The 16,811-nt window shown below is 62.8% G+C and carries 16 protein-coding genes; 7 read left to right on the top strand and 9 right to left on the bottom strand.

From position 1 onward, the window contains the following. Positions 1–279 precede the first annotated feature (279 nt). The 7 genes from atpC to D1646_RS06820 form a co-directional block, all read right to left on the bottom strand. Positions 280–699: an ATP synthase F1 subunit epsilon gene (gene atpC / locus D1646_RS06850; protein ID WP_160635756.1), complete on the bottom strand. Its 420-nt coding sequence runs from the start codon at positions 697–699 to the stop codon at positions 280–282. Beyond that, positions 699–2,102, bottom strand: a complete 1,404-nt coding sequence (gene atpD / locus D1646_RS06845) for a F0F1 ATP synthase subunit beta (RefSeq protein ID WP_160635755.1) — start codon at positions 2,100–2,102, stop codon at positions 699–701. The genes atpC and atpD overlap by 1 nt, the downstream gene beginning before the upstream one ends. Positions 2,103–2,106: 4 nt before the next feature. Next, positions 2,107–3,006 carry an ATP synthase F1 subunit gamma gene (gene atpG, locus D1646_RS06840; RefSeq protein WP_160635754.1) on the bottom strand — a complete coding sequence of 300 codons (900 nt, stop codon included), beginning with the start codon at positions 3,004–3,006 and terminating at the stop codon, positions 2,107–2,109. 1 nt (position 3,007) lies between these two features. Continuing rightward, positions 3,008–4,768, bottom strand: coding sequence for a F0F1 ATP synthase subunit alpha (atpA, locus tag D1646_RS06835; protein ID WP_160635753.1), 1,761 nt, complete (start codon positions 4,766–4,768; stop codon positions 3,008–3,010). After that, positions 4,755–5,246 (bottom strand): ATP synthase F0 subunit B, encoded by a 492-nt coding sequence (locus D1646_RS06830; protein WP_160635752.1) that lies wholly within the window; start codon positions 5,244–5,246, stop codon positions 4,755–4,757. The genes atpA and D1646_RS06830 overlap by 14 nt, the downstream gene beginning before the upstream one ends. Positions 5,247–5,261: 15 nt before the next feature. Beyond that, entirely contained in the window at positions 5,262–5,483 is a 222-nt protein-coding gene (locus D1646_RS23895; RefSeq protein ID WP_347565145.1) for an ATP synthase F0 subunit C, read from the bottom strand. Positions 5,484–5,658: 175 nt separating this feature from the next. Beyond that, the gene (locus D1646_RS06820; protein ID WP_160635750.1) at positions 5,659–6,501 is read right to left on the bottom strand and encodes a F0F1 ATP synthase subunit A; all 843 of its coding nucleotides are present in this window, start codon (positions 6,499–6,501) and stop codon (positions 5,659–5,661) included. A 586-nt stretch (positions 6,502–7,087) separates the two neighbouring features. On the opposite strand from D1646_RS06820, the gene D1646_RS06815 reads away from it, so the two are divergent. The 4 genes from D1646_RS06815 (at position 7,088) to D1646_RS06800 (ending at position 12,514) form a co-directional block, all read left to right on the top strand. Next, positions 7,088–8,371: a sugar ABC transporter substrate-binding protein gene (locus tag D1646_RS06815; RefSeq protein ID WP_160635749.1), complete on the top strand. Its 1,284-nt coding sequence runs from the start codon at positions 7,088–7,090 to the stop codon at positions 8,369–8,371. 20 nt (positions 8,372–8,391) lie between these two features. Then, complete coding sequence (locus D1646_RS06810; protein WP_347565144.1) at positions 8,392–9,279, top strand: sugar ABC transporter permease; 888 nt, start codon at positions 8,392–8,394, stop codon at positions 9,277–9,279. Positions 9,280–9,292: 13 nt separating this feature from the next. Next, positions 9,293–10,135 carry a carbohydrate ABC transporter permease gene (locus tag D1646_RS06805; protein ID WP_160635748.1) on the top strand — a complete coding sequence of 281 codons (843 nt, stop codon included), beginning with the start codon at positions 9,293–9,295 and terminating at the stop codon, positions 10,133–10,135. Between the two features lie 192 nt (positions 10,136–10,327). After that, positions 10,328–12,514 (top strand): alpha-galactosidase, encoded by a 2,187-nt coding sequence (locus tag D1646_RS06800; RefSeq protein ID WP_160635747.1) that lies wholly within the window; start codon positions 10,328–10,330, stop codon positions 12,512–12,514. A 68-nt stretch (positions 12,515–12,582) separates the two neighbouring features. On the opposite strand, the gene D1646_RS06795 is transcribed toward D1646_RS06800, so the two are convergent. Continuing rightward, entirely contained in the window at positions 12,583–13,440 is an 858-nt protein-coding gene (locus D1646_RS06795) for an AraC family transcriptional regulator (protein ID WP_160635746.1), read from the bottom strand. 183 nt (positions 13,441–13,623) lie between these two features. Then, positions 13,624–14,976, bottom strand: a complete 1,353-nt coding sequence (locus D1646_RS06790; protein WP_160635745.1) for an MATE family efflux transporter — start codon at positions 14,974–14,976, stop codon at positions 13,624–13,626. Positions 14,977–15,184: 208 nt separating this feature from the next. Between D1646_RS06790 and D1646_RS06785 the strand changes: the two genes are divergently transcribed. The 3 genes from D1646_RS06785 to D1646_RS06775 are packed head-to-tail and all read left to right on the top strand — an operon-like array spanning position 15,185 to position 16,695. Continuing rightward, entirely contained in the window at positions 15,185–15,490 is a 306-nt protein-coding gene (locus D1646_RS06785) for an anti-sigma factor antagonist (RefSeq protein WP_160635744.1), read from the top strand. Between the two features lie 57 nt (positions 15,491–15,547). Further along, the gene (spoIIAB, locus tag D1646_RS06780) at positions 15,548–15,985 is read left to right on the top strand and encodes an anti-sigma F factor (protein WP_160635743.1); all 438 of its coding nucleotides are present in this window, start codon (positions 15,548–15,550) and stop codon (positions 15,983–15,985) included. Next, positions 15,982–16,695 carry a sigma-70 family RNA polymerase sigma factor gene (locus tag D1646_RS06775; protein WP_160635742.1) on the top strand — a complete coding sequence of 238 codons (714 nt, stop codon included), beginning with the start codon at positions 15,982–15,984 and terminating at the stop codon, positions 16,693–16,695. The genes spoIIAB and D1646_RS06775 overlap by 4 nt, the downstream gene beginning before the upstream one ends. Positions 16,696–16,811 lie beyond the last annotated feature (116 nt).

Below are 16,811 nucleotides of genomic sequence, written 5' to 3'. Positions count from 1 at the left end.
ATCCCCACCGGCTTCGCCGGAGCCCCTTTTCAAAGGGGCCAGGCCGCCTGCGGGCGGGACGAGGGATGAGCCCTGCGGAGCAGGGCCACACAAGCGGCGAAGCCACTTGCTCCCTTTGGCAAAGGGGGCCCCTGAGCAAAGCGAGGGCGGGGGATTGTCTTAGGAAAGCTGCTTCTATTTCAGATTTCAAGTCGAAGCAGTGCCTGCAAATCAATCCCCACCGCTTCGCCGGGGCGCAAAAAAGACAGCCGGAAAACCGACTGTCTTGTGGGGTTTCATTCAGTTGTACCGCCCCTGCATGGAGGACTTCACCCGCAGGCGGTTCAGGGCTCTTGCCAGCGTGGCCTGGGCGATCTGGTGCTCCTGGCGGCTGCGCTTCTGGAGCAGGGCCTCCTGAGCCTCGTCGGCCTCCCGCTGGGCGCGGACGGCATCGATCTCCTCGGGGCGCTCTGCGGAGTCCACCAGCACCAGCACCTCATTGTGCTCCACCTTCACCATCCCCGGGGAGACGGCGGCCACCTGGACCTCCTCCCCCGGCGGCTGCCAGCGCAGGATGCCCGGCTGGACGGCGGCAATGGTGCTGCTGTGGTGGGCCAGGATCCCCATCTCCCCGTCGCTGGTGGAGATGGTCAGACTGACACAGGGCCCCTCATAGAAGGACCGGTCGGCCGCCAGGATGTGTACCTGAAACACGTCCATCAGATCTCACCCGCCTCCAGCTTTTTGGCCTTCACCGGCACGTCCCGCCAGGTGCCCACATTATAGAAAGCGGCCTCGGGGTACTGATCCAGCTGGCCGGAGATAATGGCCTCGAAGCTCTCCAGCGTCTCCCGCAGGGGGACATAGACCCCGGGGATACCGGTAAACTTCTCCGCCACGTGGGTGGGCTGGGCCAGGAAGCGCTGGAGCCGGCGGGCCCGTGCCACCGTCCTCCGGTCCTCCTCGCTGAGCTCATCCATGCCCAAAATGGCGATAATGTCCTGAAGCTCCCGGTATTTCTGCAAAATCTCCTGAACAGTGCGGGCGATGCGGTAGTGCTTCTCTCCCACAATGTCCGCCTCCAAAATCCGGGAGGAGGAGGCCAGGGGGTCCACCGCCGGGTAGATGCCCTGCTCGGAGATGTGCCGGCTGAGGACGGTGGTGGCGTCCAGATGGGTAAAGGTGGTGGCGGTGGCCGGGTCGGTCAGGTCATCGGCGGGGACGTACACCGCTTGGACGGAGGTGACAGACCCGTTCTTAGTGGAGGTGATCCGCTCCTGAAGCTGGCCCATTTCGTTGGCCAGGGTAGGCTGGTAGCCCACGGCGGAGGGCATACGGCCCAGCAGGGTCGATACCTCGCTGCCCGCCTGGACGAAGCGGAAGATGTTGTCGATAAACAGCAGCACGTCCTTGTGGGCCCGGTCCCGGAAGTACTCCGCTATGGTCAGACCGGACAGGGCAACCCGCATACGCACGCCGGGGGACTCGTTCATCTGGCCGAAGACCAGGGCGGTCTTGCTGAGCACGCCGCTCTCCCCCATCTCCCGCCACAGGTCGTTGCCCTCCCGGCTGCGCTCGCCCACGCCGGTAAAGATGGAGTAGCCGCCGTGCTCGGTGGCCACGTTGTGGATCAGCTCCTGAATGAGCACCGTCTTTCCCACGCCGGCGCCGCCGAAGAGGCCGATCTTGCCCCCCTTGGGATAGGGCTCCAGCAGGTCGATGACCTTGATGCCCGTCTCCAGGATCTCCACCGCCGGGCTCTGATCCTCAAAGGCGGGGGGCTTGCGGTAGATGCTCTGCACAGGGGTGTCGGGGGGCACCGGGCCGCCGCCGTCAATGGGCTGGCCCAGTACATTGAACATACGGCCCAGGGTGTTTTCACCCACCGGGACCTGGATGGTGTGGCCGGGGATATCCACCGCCAGCCCCCGGGCCAGGCCCTCGCTGGGGGAGAGCATAATGCACCGCACCATCTCGCTGCTCAGGTGCTGGGCCACCTCCATGACCCGGTAGGCGCCGTCCTTTTCGACCCGCAGCTCCTCCTTCAGCTTGGGCAGGTCGCCCTCTACAATCTCCACGTCCACCACAGGGCCGGAGATCTGTGTGATAATTCCTCGTTCCATGGTATCATCTCTCCTTCCCACGCTTCTGGCGCTGGGCTCTGGCTCCGGCGGAAACCTCGGTGATCTCCTGGGTGATTGCCGACTGCCGGACCCGGTTATATTGCAGGGACAGCTCCCCCAGCAGCTTCTCCCCGTTCTGGTTGGCGCTGTCCATGGCCATCATGCGGGCGTTCTGCTCACAGCAGAAGCTGTCGATCAGGGCGCTGTAAATAAAGCCGGACACATAGCTGGGGATCATGTTGTTCAGCACCGTGGGCACGTCAGGCAGAAACTCAAAGGGCTCGGTCACCGGCAGCTCCCCCGGGGCGGTAAGAAAGTAGCTCCGGTGGAAGGGCAGGACCCGGGCGGTCCGGGTCAAAAAGGTTGCGGCCTTGGCCATATCGGTATAAACAATATAAATTTCCTTCAGCTCCCCCCGGTCAAAGCCGTCCAGCAGCACGCCGCTGATCTCCCGGGCCCGGGCCATGGTGGGGTTCTGGGCGGTATAGAGGAAGCTCTGCTCAATGGGAATGTTGTGGGAGGCGAAAAACCGCCGCCCGTACTCCCCCACCACAAAGAGCTTAGTGTCCGGGTGCTCCTCCAGCAGCTCTTGGGCCGCCCGGATGGCGTTCTGGTTATAGGCCCCCGCCAGCCCCTTGTCGGCGGTAATGACCAGACAGCCATAGGTCCCCTCCATGGGGGAGTCGTCCCCCACGGGGTAGAAATAGGGGCTCTCCACATCGCTCACCGTGCGGAAAATGCGCTTGATCTCCTGGCGCAGGGACTTGAAGTAGGGCCGGGTGTGCTCCAGCTCCAGCCGGGCCCGGCGCAGCTTGGTGGAGGCGATCAGGTACATGGCGTTGGTGATTTTCCGGGTCTCCTGCACGCTGTCAATGTGGCTTTTGATCTCCTTCGTTCCGGCCATTTCAGCCACCGTGCTTTCCGCCGGCCTGGAAGCTCTTCAAAAACTTCCGGGCCAGCTCCACAATCTCCTCCCGGTCCTCCTTGGGGAGCTGGCCGGTGCGGTCAATGCGCTGGCACAGGTCGGGGGCCTCCTCCTCCATCTGGGCCAGCAGCTCCCGCCGGAACACGTCCAGCTGGTCCAGGGGGATATCCTGCATCACGTGGCTCAGGGCACTGACCAGCAAGATCACCTGCTGGTGCTGGGAGAGGGGGGCGTACTGGGGCTGGCGCAGCAGGTGCATCAGGCCCTGGCCGTAGGTGAGCTGACGGCGGGTCGCCTCGTCCAGGTCGCTGGAGAACTGGGTAAACACCGCCATCTCCCGGTACTGGGCCAAATCCAGGCGGATGGCTCCGGCGGCGGACTTCATGGCCTTGGTCTGGGCGTCGCCCCCCACACGGGAGACAGACAGGCCCACGTTGACGGCGGGCCGCTGGCCGGAGAAGAACAGGTCGCTCTCCAGGAAGATCTGGCCGTCGGTGATGGAGATAATGTTGGTGGGGATATAGGCGGACACGTCCCCCGCCTGGGTCTCCACAATGGGCAGGGCGGTCATGCTGCCCCCTCCCAGCTGGTCGCTCAGGTGAGCGGACCGCTCCAGCAGGCGGGAGTGGAGGTAGAACACGTCGCCGGGGAAGGCCTCCCGCCCCGGGGACCGCTCCAGCAGCAGGCTGAGGGTGCGGTAGGCAATGGCGTGCTTGGACAAGTCGTCGTAGACAATGAGCACGTCCCGTCCCTTGTACATGAAGTACTCCCCCAGGGCGCAGCCGGCGTAGGGGGCGATATATTGCAGGGTCGCCGAGGCTCCGGCGGGGGCGGTGACCACAACGGTGTAGTCCATGGCCCCCCGGCGGGAGAGGTTCTCCACCATCTGGGCGATGGAGCTGGTCTTCTGTCCGATGGCCACATAGATGCACACCACATTCTTCCCCTTCTGGTTCAGAATGGTGTCCAGAGCGATGGCGGTTTTGCCGGTCTGGCGGTCGCCGATAATCAGCTCCCGCTGGCCCCGGCCAATGGGGAACATGGCGTCGATGGCCAGCAGGCCGGTCTCCATGGGCCGGTTCACCGGCTGGCGGTCCAGAATGCCGGGGGCCGGATTCTCAATGGGGCGGCAGGACTCCGCCTGGATGCGGCCCTTGCCGTCCACGGGGAGGCCGGTGGCGTCCACCACACGGCCCAAAAAGCCGTCGCCCACCGGCATGGCGGCGGTGCGCAGGGTGCGTCGGACCATGCTCCCGGCGGCAATCTCCTCGCTGTCGCCGAAGAGGATACAGCTCAGCTCCCCCTGACGCAGGTCCTGAACCATCCCCTTGATGCCGGAGGAGAACATGAGGATCTCCCCGTACTGGGCGTGGTCCAGGCCGCTGACGGTGGCAATCTCACTATCCACGGCGAGCACATAACCAATCTCCTCGGGCACAATGGTAGGCTGCCAATGCTCAATGGCCTGCTGCATCAGGGGCAGGATGTCATCCTGTCCCGGAGGGATCTGGCGCAGGCAGTCCTGGAACTGACGGATGCGCCCGTTCATGCTCCAGTCGTACACATCCGACCCCGCCTGGAGGCGGAAGCCAACCCGCAGGGCATCGTCCTTCTCCCAGACAAGGGGGACCTGGCGCTGATAGGTGCGCTCCAGGAAGGCGGAGAACCGCTCCAGCTGCTGGGGCGTGGGCTTTTGGGCGCTGCGCAGGGTCGCGGTCAGGGTACCTCTAGCGTCTCTCATCCGCGCCGCCTCCCTCCGCCAGATCCAGGAACTGGTCGAAGGGGTCCGCGCCCCGGCGGAACGCCAGCTTCTTTGCCGCCTTCGCCGCCATCTCTCTCAGCTCCCGCTGGGACTCCTTGTAAATCCGCTCCCGGCTGGCCTCTGCCTCCTCTCGGGCCTTGGCGACAATGCTCTTCGCCTCCGCCTGGGCCTGGTCCAGCTGGTCCTGGACCGACTTCTGAAGGTCCTGCTGGGCCTTGGTGCGGGTCTGGCGGATCTCCTCCGCCGCCTCGTCCAGCTTGGCCTGGTACTGGCCCTTCAGCGCCTCGGCCTGGGCCAGCTTGTCCTGGGCCTGACGGTCCAGCTCCTGATAGTGGGCCTCCCGCTTGGCCATAAACTGCTTCACAGGCTTGTACAGCAGAATGTACAGCCCCCCGGTCAAAATGACCAGGTTCATCCAATGCAGCAGGATCTGCTGCCAATCAATATTCAGCGGCACAATCGTTCACCTGCCTTAGAGTACAAAGATAATGAGAATGACCACCAGCAGCGCGTAAATAATGGCCGTTTCAATAAAGACCAGACCCAGCATCATGGTGGTGCGGATCTTGCTCTCCGCCGCGGGCTGGCGGGAGATGCTCTCCGCCGCGTGGGCGGTGGCCAGACCCATGCCGATCCCGCCGCCGGCAGCGGCAATGCCCACGGCGATGCCGGCGGCCACCGCTTTCAGGCCGATGGTGTTGTCCGCCTGGACCACCGCCTCTGTCTCGTCGGACTGGGGGGCGGCGGGGGAGTCGGCCAGGGCGGGCAGGGCCAGCGCCAGGGCCAGGGCCAGCACTCCGCCCAAAACCAGAATCTTCTTCAACAGCTTGCTCATGGTAAAAACCTCCACTTATTTATACTGTAGTTTTTTATACCGATGGGGCGGCGGCCTTCCCGGTCTTTTTCTCTCGCTTGGGGGAGTGGGCCACCTCGGACACCTCGCCGTAGTACAGCGCGGTAAGCATGGTGAGCACGTAGCTCTGGATCAGGGCGTGGAGCAGGGTAAACAGCACCCCCACCACCACCGGCAGGATAAAGCTCAGACTGACAAAGTAGTACACCAGCTCGGTGACCAGCAAGCCGCTGAGCAGCGCGCCGAAGAGTCGGAAGCTCATGGAGATGGGCAGGGAGAACTCCTTCAGCGTCTTGCCCACCCCCTTGACCCCGTTGCCCGCGATGCCGCCGGAGAGGATCACCAGATAGGACAGGGTCCCCATGGCAATGGCGGCGTTTACGTCGGACAGAGGGGCGGGCAGGGTTATGGGGGCGCCGTGGGTCGTGACCGCCTGGATCCCCAGCAGCTCGAAGAGGGTCCCCACAAAGATGTAGCTGCCGGCGGTAAACAGATACAGCCCCAGAAAGCCGTTTCGGTGGGGGCTGTTGCTTTTGGCCATGCCGTCAAACAGGCCCACCCACTCCTCCAGCAGCTGCTGGAGCCGGCCGGGGACATACTGAAACCGGGGGATGACGAAAATCCTCATGCAGGCGGCCAAAAGCAGCAGGAACGCCGTCACTGTAAAGGCGGAGATCATCCCTGGACTCACCGCCTTGATCCCCAGCAGCCCCACCTGGTTCACGTCGTGGAGCACCGCGTCCCGCATCGCCTCCTGCACGCTCTCCGATCTCCCGGGGGAGCCGGTGAGCAGGGCGCCGGCCAGCAGCAGCAGAATGGCCGTCAGCCACAGCGCCAAAGCCTTTTTGTGTTGTCTCATTCCATACGCCTTCTCTCGCTTGATTCCGCAACCCCGCAGGGCGGGCGTTACTGCCATAATTATACTACCATTGTCAAGAGGCGGCCAGAGAAAAAGTCCCTGTTTTCAACACCTCTGAATGAAAGTTGTCGCTTCTTAACATGATTTTTACACCAAAAGGGGAGATTTTTTATTGTTTTTTAATTGGGACTTTTCCGCTATTCTTTTTCCTGCCGCGGCTATAGGCTTCCGCAATATGGCCATATCCCCCGCCCTTTTTCCGGGCGGGCCGGCTTGGGTCCCGGTTCAATTCAGCATTTAGATATATTCAGGATATTTCCCATGCCTCCGCCCGGAGGCAATTTGAGAACATTCTCCCTTTTGTACAAAAGATAACTTGTAATTCTGTACAGTATTCACGATTTTCTAGAAAATATACCCAGATGTTGCGCGACCTCACATATAGCGTCTCAATACAACATCCGGGTATATTTTATTGATTCCCGTCCATTTACACAGGGACGGAAAAAGTATTATATTTTTCTTGACCCATGGCCCGTGCCATGAGCAGCTTGCAGGCAAAAAATCACAGCAGAGGAGTGGAGTTATGAAGAAAATACCCCGTATCATTGCTGCGGTCCTGGCCGCAGCGCTGGTCCTTTCCCTGTCCGGCTGCGGCACGTCGGACGGCAAGACCCACCTCACCTTCCAGATCTGGGACGTGGCCCAGCGGGACGGTATGCAGGCCATCTGCAACGCCTACACCGCGCTGCACCCCGATGTGGAAATTGAGGTCCAGGTGACCAGCTGGGGCGAGTACTGGACCAAGCTGGAGGCCGCCGGCGAGAGCAACACCATGCCGGACATCTTCTGGATGCACACCGATCAGATCCTGTACTACGCTGACTTCGGCATTCTGGCCGACCTCACCGACCTCTATGCCAGCGAGGACTCCAATTTCTGGACTGACCACTATTCCGATATCTCCATCGGCAACGCCAGCGGCTCTGACGACCGGATGTACGGCGTCCCCAAGGACAGGGACAATGTGGTCCTGGTCTACAACCGGGAGATGTTCGACGCCGCCGGGGTCGCCTACCCCGACGAGAACTGGACCTGGGACGACATGATGGACGCCTCCCAGAAGATCTACGACGCCACCGGCAAGTACGGCTATATGGCCTACAACGACGAGCAGCTGGGTTACTGGAACTTTGTCTACCAGAACGGCGGCTACATCCTGGACCCGGAGACCAACATCCATGCCGGCTACACCCAGCCTGCCACTGCCGACGCCATCAAGTTCTATGTGAACATTCAGAAGAACGAGTGGTGCCCCGATCAGACCTTCTTCGCTGAGACGACCCCCGGCACCGCCTTCTTCTCCAACATGGGCTCCATGTTCTACGAGGGCTCCTGGAACCTGCTGTCCGAGCTGAAGAACTACCCCGACATGGTGGGCAAGTGGGATATCGCCCCCCTGCCCAAGTGCCCCAATCCCGCCTCCGGCGACGGGACCGGCACCATCTCCAACGGTCTGTGCTACTCCACCGCCGCCGCAGGCAAGAACCTGGAGATCGTCAAGGATGTGCTGCGCTTCTTCGGCAGCGAGGAGGGCCAGCGCATCCAGGGCGAGTCCGGCGCGGCCATCCCCGCCTACCTGGGTCTGGAGGACTCCTGGACCACCGAGTTCGCCAAGTTCGACTACCTGATCGACACCCAGGTCTGCTACGACCAGTTCGACACCTGTGTGCAGTACATCAACAACGCCAGCCGCCGCAAGTGGAAGTCCAATGTGGCCGACGAGATGGTCAAGGTCTACAACGGCGCGGATATCGACACCCAGCTGACCGTGATGCAGAGCATTGCGGACCAGTACGTGACCGACTGACCGAGAGAGGAGGTATATTTGTGAACAACAAGCTGTCCCCCGCCGCCCGGCGGGAAGAAACCTGGGGCTGGATCATGGTGGGCCCCACGATCATCGGCCTGGTGGTGCTGAACCTGTGGCCCTTTGTTCAGACCATCTACACCGCCTTCTGTGAGCACCTGGGCTTCGGCCACTACCAGTTTGTGGGCCTGGCCAACTTTACCCGTATGTTCCAGAACGCCGAGTTTTGGAAGGCCACCTGGAACACCATCCTGTTTTGTATCCTCACCGTCCCTGTGGGACTGTTCCTGTCCCTGCTGGTGGCCATGCTCCTCAACGCCAAGATCAAGTTCAAGGGGGGCTTCCGCACCATCTTCTTCCTGCCCCTGGTGTGCGCCCCCGCCGCCGTGACTATGGTGTGGCGCTTCATCTTCAACGGGGAGTACGGTATCCTGAACCAGATCTTTGGGACCCAAATCGGCTGGATCACCGACCCCAAGTTCGTTATGATCTCCTGCTCCATCGTGGCCATCTGGAGCAACATCGGCTATGACGCCGTGCTGCTGCTGGCCGGCCTCCAGAACATCCCCAAGACCCTGTACGAGGCCAACAGCATCGACGGCGCGGGCAAGGTGAAGCAGTTCTTCACCATCACTCTGCCCATGGTCTCCCCAACCCTGTTCGTGGTGATGATCATGCGCCTGATGTCCGCCGTCAAGGTCTACGACCTGATTTACATGATGGTGGAGGACACCAACCCCGCCGTCACCAGCGTGCAGAGCCTGATGTACCTGTTCTACCGCTCCTCCTTCGTGGCGGGCGAGCGGGGATACGGCTCCGCCATTGTGATTTGGACCGTCCTGCTCATCGGCCTGGTGACTGTGATCCAGTTCTACGGCCAGAAGAAGTGGGTCAACTACGACGTATAAGGAGGAATTTTTGATGAAAAACAGTTCGTTGGAAGCCTCCCAGAAGCGGATGACCATCCTCACCTATGTGGTGCTGATTCTGGCCGCCCTCATTATGATCTTCCCCTTTCTCTGGATGATCCTCACCAGCTTCAAGACCGTGGCCGAGAGCAACGCAGTGGACCCTGTGGTGATCTTCCCCAGCGCCTTCCGGTGGGAGAACTTCCGTGACGCCGTTACCAGCCTGCCCTTTATCAAGCTGTACATCAATACCGCTTTGATGATCTTCTTCCGGGTCCTGTGCGCCGTGGCCTTCAGTTCCATGGCGGGCTACGCCTTCGCTATGCTGGAGTTCCGGGGCAAGAAGCTGCTCTTCGGCATTGTGCTGGTGCAGATGTCCCTGCCCTCCCAGATCTTCATCATCCCCCAGTACCAGATGGTGGCGAAAATGGGAATGGCCAACTCCATCTTTGCCCTGGTCTTCCCCGGCATTGTCAGCGCCTTCGGCGTGTTCTTCCTGCGGCAGACCTACATGGGCATCCCCAAGGAGATTGGCGAGGCCGCCTATCTGGACGGCTGCAACCAGTGGCAGACCTTCTATAAGGTGATGTTCCCCCTGACGGGGACCTCCGTGGCCGCCCTGACCATCTTCACCGCCGTCTTCGCCTACAGCGACCTGATGTGGCCGCTGGTGGTCAACTCTGACCTGAACATGATGACTTTGTCCTCCGGTCTGGCAACCCTTCGGGGCCAGTTCTCCACCAACTTCCCGGTACTGATGGCCGGTTCCCTGCTGGCCATGCTGCCCATGGTGATCCTGTACCTGATCTTCCAGCGTCAGTTCATCGAGGGCATCGCCTCCACCGGAGGAAAGTGATTCCCATCCTTTTCTCTTCTCTCTATGTGAACAGCCCTGGCACTTGAAACTGCCGGGGCTGTTCCCCTATCACAATTTTCGTTTGGAGGCGCAGGGCTATTTTGTGGAACATTTTGAAAAATTTCCCTTGCTTCCCCGGGAAAAAACCCGTACAATCAGCCCGAGAAATCTTTAATTCAGGGGGTATCCCTAATGATCGTGCTTGACAAGGAAAACAACATTTTAACCCTCCACACCAAAAACACCACCTATCAGATGAAGGCGGACCAATACCGGGTCCTGACCCACACCTACTACGGACCCCGGGTGGACGGCTGCGACCTGTCCTACCTGGTCCGCTACGCCGACCGGGCCTGCGCCCCCAACCCAGACGAGGCGGGAGAGGACCGGACCTACTCCCTGAACACCATCCCCCAGGAATACTCCACCTGCGGCGTGGGGGACTACCGCCTGCCCTCCATTGAGCTGGAGCTGCCCAGCGGGAGCCGCTCCGCCGACCTGCGCTTCACCGGCTGTGAGGTGCGCCGGGGCAAGTACGCTCTGGAGGGGCTGCCCGCCTTCCGGGGGACCGGAGAGGACGCCCAGACCCTGGTGATCCGGCTGGAGGACGCCGCCGCCCAGGTGGAGGTGGAGCTGTACTATGGGGTGTTTGAGGAGTACGACCTGATAACCCGGGCGGCGCGGGTCATCAACCGGGGGACCGAGCCGGTCCGCCTGTGCCAGTGCGCCTCCCTGTGTCTGGACTTCCCGGGCGCGGACCTGGACCTGGTCACCTTCGACGGCTGCCACCTGATGGAGCGGGCCCCCCACCGGGCCCCTCTGCGCCCCGGGGTCCAGGGGGTTGGCAGCACCCGGGGCACCTCCAGCCACCAGCACAATCCCTTCGTCATCCTCTGCGGCCGCAGCGCCGATGAGGACCACGGCCTGTGCTACGGGGCATCCCTCCTCTACAGCGGCTCCTTCCAGGCCCTGGCGGAGGTGAGCCAGTACGACAGCACCCGCCTGGTCATGGGCGTCAATCCCTGGCACTTCTGTTGGACCCTGGCCCCCGGCCAAGCCTTTACCGCCCCCGAGGCCGCCCTGGTCTGCTCCCCCCGGGGGCTGGGAGAGATGAGCCGCCAGTTCCATCGGGCCATCCGGGCCCACCTGATCCAGGACCCCCTGGAGGGCCGGCGCCGCCCGGTGCTCATCAACAACTGGGAGGCCACCTATTTCGACTTCGACGCTGGCAAGCTGGTGGACTTCGCCAAAGCCGCCGCCCCCCTGGGGGTTGAGCTGCTGGTGATGGACGACGGCTGGTTCGGCAAGCGGGATAACGACTGCGGCGGGCTGGGCGACTGGTATGTGAACACCGGCAAGCTGCCCGGCGGGCTGGAGGCCCTGGTCCCCAAAATCCAGGAGCTGGGTATGTCCTTCGGCATCTGGATCGAGCCCGAGATGGTCAACGAGGACAGCGCCCTCTACCGGGAGCACTCCGACTGGGCCTTCCACATCCCCGGCCGCCCTCCGGTGCGGGGGCGCAGCCAGCTGGTACTGGACTTCTCCCGGGAGGAGGTCCGCCGCCACATCTACGGGCAGATCAAGTCCGTCCTGTCCAGCGCCGACGTGAGCTACGTCAAATGGGACATGAACCGGAGCCTGTCCAATGTCTGGTCCGCCGCCCTGCCCCCGGAGCGCCAGGGGGAGGTGTACCACCGGTACGTCCTGGGGGTGTATGAGATGCTGGACCAGCTGCGCCGGGACTTCCCCCACATCCTGATTGAGGGCTGCGCCGGGGGCGGGGGCCGGTTTGACGCCGGGATGCTCTACTACACCCCCCAGATCTGGTGCAGCGACAACACCGACGCCATCGACCGGCTGCGCATCCAGTACGGCACCTCCTTCTGCTACCCCGTCTCCTCCATGGGGGCCCACGTCTCCGCCGTCCCCAACGAGGCCAACGGGCGCTGCACCTCCATCCAGACCCGGGGGGTAGCGGCTATGGCGGGCACCTTCGGCTATGAGATGGACCCCGGCAAAACCACGCCGGAGGAGAAGGAGGTCATCCGGGCTCAGACCGCCTTCTTTAAGGAGCACTATGACCTGATCCAGCGGGGGGACTACTACCGCCTGACCGACCCCTTCCAGAACGGCCCCTACACCGCCTGGGAGCAGGTGTCCCCCGACCGGCGGGAGGCCCTGGTCTCCCTGGTGACCACCGCCCTCCACGCCGCCCCCTCCTTCCAGACTCTGAAGCTGAAGGGGCTGGACCCCGGCCTTACCTATCAGATCAACGGTGGGGACACCTTCCCTGGCTCCGCTCTGATGGAGGCGGGCTATCCCCTGCCCCTGTTCCATGGGGACTACCAGTCCATGCAGCTGTATTGCAGGGCAATTTGACCCGTTACAGAGGCGCTCCCCCAGAAGCGCCCCTGCCATACATGAAAAAGAGGTGACCGGAGGACCGGTCACCTTTTGATTTGGGACTGATTTTGGGTGCGCCACTCCCTGGGGGAGACGCCGTAGCGCTTTTTGAAGGCCCGGGAGAAGTGGAGCTGGTTGGGGTAGCCGCACATCTGGGAGATATCCCCGATGGAGTGGCTGGTCCCCTTCATCAGGTCGGCCGCCTTGGACAGCCGCAGGCGGATAAGGAACTCCTGAGGGGGACAGCCCATGTTCTCCTTGAAGATCTTGCTGAAATAGCTGCGGTTCAGCTTACACACGTCGGCCAGATCCTCCACGGTGATCTCCCAGGGGTAGTTGTGCTCCATATAGGTGACGGCCTCCTGGATGTAGAAGTCCCGCAGCTGGCCGCCCCGCAGCTCCCGCCGGGTTGAGGAGGACTGCATCAGCCCGTCCAGGAAGAGGCACAGGTGCCCAATGAGGTGGAGGGGCGAGGCCTGGTCGCTGTTGGCGATGTAGAGCATGGTATCCCGCACCGCCTGTCCCTGGGCCGGGCTCTGGGGGCGGTAGATGGGCTGAGACAGGTCCAGGCCCGCCCGGTCCAGATACTCCTTGACCCGCAGGCCGTCAAACTCCAGCCACACATACTTCCAGGGGTCGCTTTTGCTGGCGCAGTAGGTGTTCACCTGGTCGGGGCAGATGAGAAAGCCCTGTCCCTCCCGCAGGCTGTGGCGGTGGGATATCCCGTCCCCGTTGGTGGAGTCCAGGGTCCCCTGGCCCGAGATGACATAGTGAAACAGATAGTGGTTGCGCACATAGGGGCCAAAGCCATGGAGGGGGGCGCACTGCTCCCAGCCGTACTGGTAGAGCCGCAGGTCAAGGAAGTTCTCGTTGGGAAACACGGAGAAGGAAAAATCGTCCAATCAGGGCACATCCTCTCATGATAAATCCGATTTTCGAATTATGCCGCCCATCATATCACAGTTTCGAAGAAAAACCAACCAAATTTCAAAAAAAATCTCCGAAATTAGAAGAATTTTCCCGCACCCCTTTGTGAACTCCGAAAATTTCCAATTTCCGCCCCGGTCCGCCCCACTGGGGTTCCGTTAAATCGCCTGCTCCTTGGGCCAAATTCCCCTCCGCTCCAGCAAAAACACCAGGACCTGGAACACAATGAGCACCGCCCAGCCCAGTCCGGTGGACAGGGCCACGCTGTTCAGACCCATGGCGTCCACCAGCAGATAGGTGCCCGCAACCCGGATGGCAATCTGGATGGAGGTGCCCCAGAAGGTGATATTCATCCGCCCGGAGCCCCGGAACCAGCCGGCAAAGGAGTTCCCGAAGTAGGACAGCAGGAAGAAGCAGCTGAACAGCCGCAGGTAGGAGGCGCACAGAGCCGCCCCCTCCCCCTCCTCCAGAAAGACGCCGGCGATCTGGCGGGAGAAAATCCCCATCCCCGCCGTGAAGAATATCCCAATCCCCACGGTGAGAGCCGCCCCCAGCGCAAACCCCCGGAGGGCGCGGCGGTCCTGGCCCGCCCCCTGGTTCTGGGCGGCAAAAATGGCGATGGTCTCGCTGCCGGTGACGCCGAAGGCCTGGGTGAAATTCTCAACCCGGTTGGCGGCGGCGAAGGCGGAGATGGGGGCGCTGCCGGTGAGGCTGATGCCGTTTACGGCGCTCTGGATCATCAGCTTGCCCAGGTAGAGGCTGGACTGCTGGAGGGCGGCCACCGCGGCAAAGCTGCCGGTGAGGCGGAGCAGACGCCGGTCCATGCGCATATCCCCCCGGCCCACGCTGAGGAAGGGCCGCTTTTTCCGGATATAGAGGAAGCACAGCCCGGAGGACAGCAGCTGGGCGGAGGCGGTGGCCAGGGCGGCGCCCAGGATACCCAGCTCCAGCACCGCCACCAGCAGCCAGGCGGCGGCCAGGTTGTAGCCCAGGGAGAGAAGGAGGAAGTACAGCGCCGCCTGGGTGTCCCCCACCGCCCGCAGAGTGGAGGCCAGGTAGTTGTAGGTGAAAGTAAACACCATCCCCCCTAAAATGACCCGCAGGTACAGGGCGGCGTCCCCCATCAGCTCCGCCGGGGTCTGAATGACCGCCAGCAGCTGAGGCAGGAACAGCTGGCCCAGCACCATGGCGGCCAGGGTCACGCCCCCCATGAGCACGGCGGACACATAGAGCTGCTGGCGCAGCTTGGACAGGTCCCCTTCGCCGAAAAAGCGGGCAATGAGGACGCTGGCCCCCATGCAGGCCCCGGTGATGACGTAGATATACAGGTTCATCACGCTCTCCGCAACCCCCAGAGCGGCAAAGGTATGTTCCCCCAGGTACCTGGCCACCACCAGGGAGTTGATGATGTTGTACAGCTGTTGGAGTACATTGGCGAAGAGCAGAGGCAGGGCCAGCCGCACCAGCAGCGGCAGAATGGGCCCCTCGGTGAGGCGGATCTCACGGGACATAGGCTCCCTCCTGTCTGTCAAGGTCTGTTCCATTGGGGCGATAGAGACCGATTCAATGGGACTTTTCCTCTCTATTATACGCCAAAGGAGAAATTTGTAAATCTCTTTCGTTGGGGACCAAAAGCGGCAAAAGGCGACAGAGGGCTTGTCCTATAATGGTCTGGAAAATAATGGATGCCGCTGGCGTCCAAGGAAGGGAGCGGGTCCCATGCCGGTGACCTGTAGAGAAGATAACCGCTGTCTGACGGCGCTGGTGTCCGGGGAGCTGGACCACCACGGGGCCAGGGCGGTGATGAATGAGCTGGACCAGCGCATTGACCAGGCCCAGCCCCGGGAGCTGACCCTGGATTTGAGCGGGCTGACCTTTACCGACAGCTCGGGGATCGCCGTCCTCCTCCGGGCCCACCGGCGGATGACCCAGGTCCGGGGAGCTATGCGGGTTGTGTCCACGCCGGCCCAGGCGGGCAAGGTGTTCCGGGCGGCGGGGCTGGAGCGGATCATCCGCTTTGAGTAGGGAGGGCTCTGCCCTCCTCCCCCGTCTGGGGGAGGCAAATGAAGGAGGAACATACATATGAAAATCGAGAACCAAGTGACGCTGGAGTTCCCCAGCCGCTCCGCCAACGAGGGCTTCGCCCGCACCGCCGCGGCCTGCTTCGCCGCCCAGCTGGACCCAACCCTGGAGGAGGTCAATGACATTAAGACCGCCGTCAGTGAGGCGGTGACCAACGCCATCGTCCACGCCTACCCCGATGTGCTGGGGAAGATCGTCCTCAAGCTGCGCATCCGGGAGGACCACGCCCTGGAGATCATCGTCAAGGACTGGGGGGTTGGCATCGCCGACGTGGACCAGGCCCGGACCCCCCTCTTTACCACCGGCAGTGAGGAGCGCTCCGGCATGGGCTTCACCATTATGGAGAGCTTCACCGACTCTCTGAAGGTCCGCTCCTCCCCCGGCAAGGGCACCACCGTCACCATGGTGCGGAAAATCGCCCGCCGGGCCGGCCGGTGAGCGCCCCGCTGTCCGGCCCCGACCTGCTCCAGGCCGCCCGGGAGGGGGATTCCGCCGCCTGTGAACAGGTGCTGCTGGAGAACAACGGCCTGATTTGGAGCGTGGTGCGCCGGTACTATGGCCGGGGTGTGGAGCCCGACGACCTGTATCAGCTGGGCTGTCTGGGCTTCCTCAAGGCGGTGCAGGGCTTCGACCGCTCCTTCGGGACCCAGTTCTCCACCTACGCCGTCCCCAAAATCGCCGGGGAGATCCGCCGCTTCCTTCGGGACGACGGGCCGGTGAAGGTGAGCCGGGGGCTGAAGGAGCGGGGCGCCAGCATCCGGGCGGCCCGGGCGCGGCTGGGGGCGGAGCTGGGCCGGGACCCGACCCTCTCCGAGCTGGCGGAGGACACCGGCCTGTCCCCGGAGGATATCGCCGCCGCCGAGACCGCCATCGACCCGGTGGTCTCCCTCCAGGCGGAGACAGGTGCCGACGGCCTCACCCTGGAGGGAATGCTCACCACCGGGAATGAGGAGGACAGCACGGTGGAACGCCTCACCCTCCGCGCCGCTATGGCCCGCCTGCCCGAGCGGGAACAGCAGGTCCTCCTCCTGCGCTACTTCCGGGGCATGACCCAGATGAATACCGCCCGGGTCCTGGGGGTGTCTCAGGTCCAGGTGTCCCGCCTGGAGCGGAGAGCCTTGGAGAAGCTGCGGGAGGAATTGATGTAAGAATGGAAGGCGGCGTCAGCCGGTCAGCCCACTTCGGCAACGGGGCTCTCCAGTGCGCACGCCGGGGCGAGGGATAGGCCCTTCGAAGCAGGGGCCCACAAGCGGCGCAGCCGCTC

It is taken from the genome of Pseudoflavonifractor sp. 60 (assembly GCF_009911645.1).
Taxonomy (GTDB): Bacteria; Bacillota; Clostridia; order Oscillospirales; family Oscillospiraceae; genus Lawsonibacter.
The sequence above is the reverse complement of the archived record's forward strand: the minus strand, read 5'-3'. Positions and strand labels throughout refer to the sequence as shown.

Coding starts and splice junctions, on each gene's coding strand:
- D1646_RS06790 (WP_160635745.1), bottom strand. CDS start 14,976: ATGTCCCGTGAGATCCGCCTCACCGAGGGGCCCATTCTGCCGCTGCTG.
- D1646_RS06805 (WP_160635748.1), top strand. CDS start 9,293: ATGAAAAACAGTTCGTTGGAAGCCTCCCAGAAGCGGATGACCATCCTC.
- atpD (WP_160635755.1), bottom strand. CDS start 2,102: ATGGAACGAGGAATTATCACACAGATCTCCGGCCCTGTGGTGGACGTG.
- atpA (WP_160635753.1), bottom strand. CDS start 4,768: ATGAGAGACGCTAGAGGTACCCTGACCGCGACCCTGCGCAGCGCCCAA.
- atpC (WP_160635756.1), bottom strand. CDS start 699: ATGGACGTGTTTCAGGTACACATCCTGGCGGCCGACCGGTCCTTCTAT.
- atpG (WP_160635754.1), bottom strand. CDS start 3,006: ATGGCCGGAACGAAGGAGATCAAAAGCCACATTGACAGCGTGCAGGAG.
- D1646_RS06785 (WP_160635744.1), top strand. CDS start 15,185: ATGCCGGTGACCTGTAGAGAAGATAACCGCTGTCTGACGGCGCTGGTG.
- D1646_RS06815 (WP_160635749.1), top strand. CDS start 7,088: ATGAAGAAAATACCCCGTATCATTGCTGCGGTCCTGGCCGCAGCGCTG.
- D1646_RS06820 (WP_160635750.1), bottom strand. CDS start 6,501: ATGAGACAACACAAAAAGGCTTTGGCGCTGTGGCTGACGGCCATTCTG.
- spoIIAB (WP_160635743.1), top strand. CDS start 15,548: ATGAAAATCGAGAACCAAGTGACGCTGGAGTTCCCCAGCCGCTCCGCC.
- D1646_RS06800 (WP_160635747.1), top strand. CDS start 10,328: ATGATCGTGCTTGACAAGGAAAACAACATTTTAACCCTCCACACCAAA.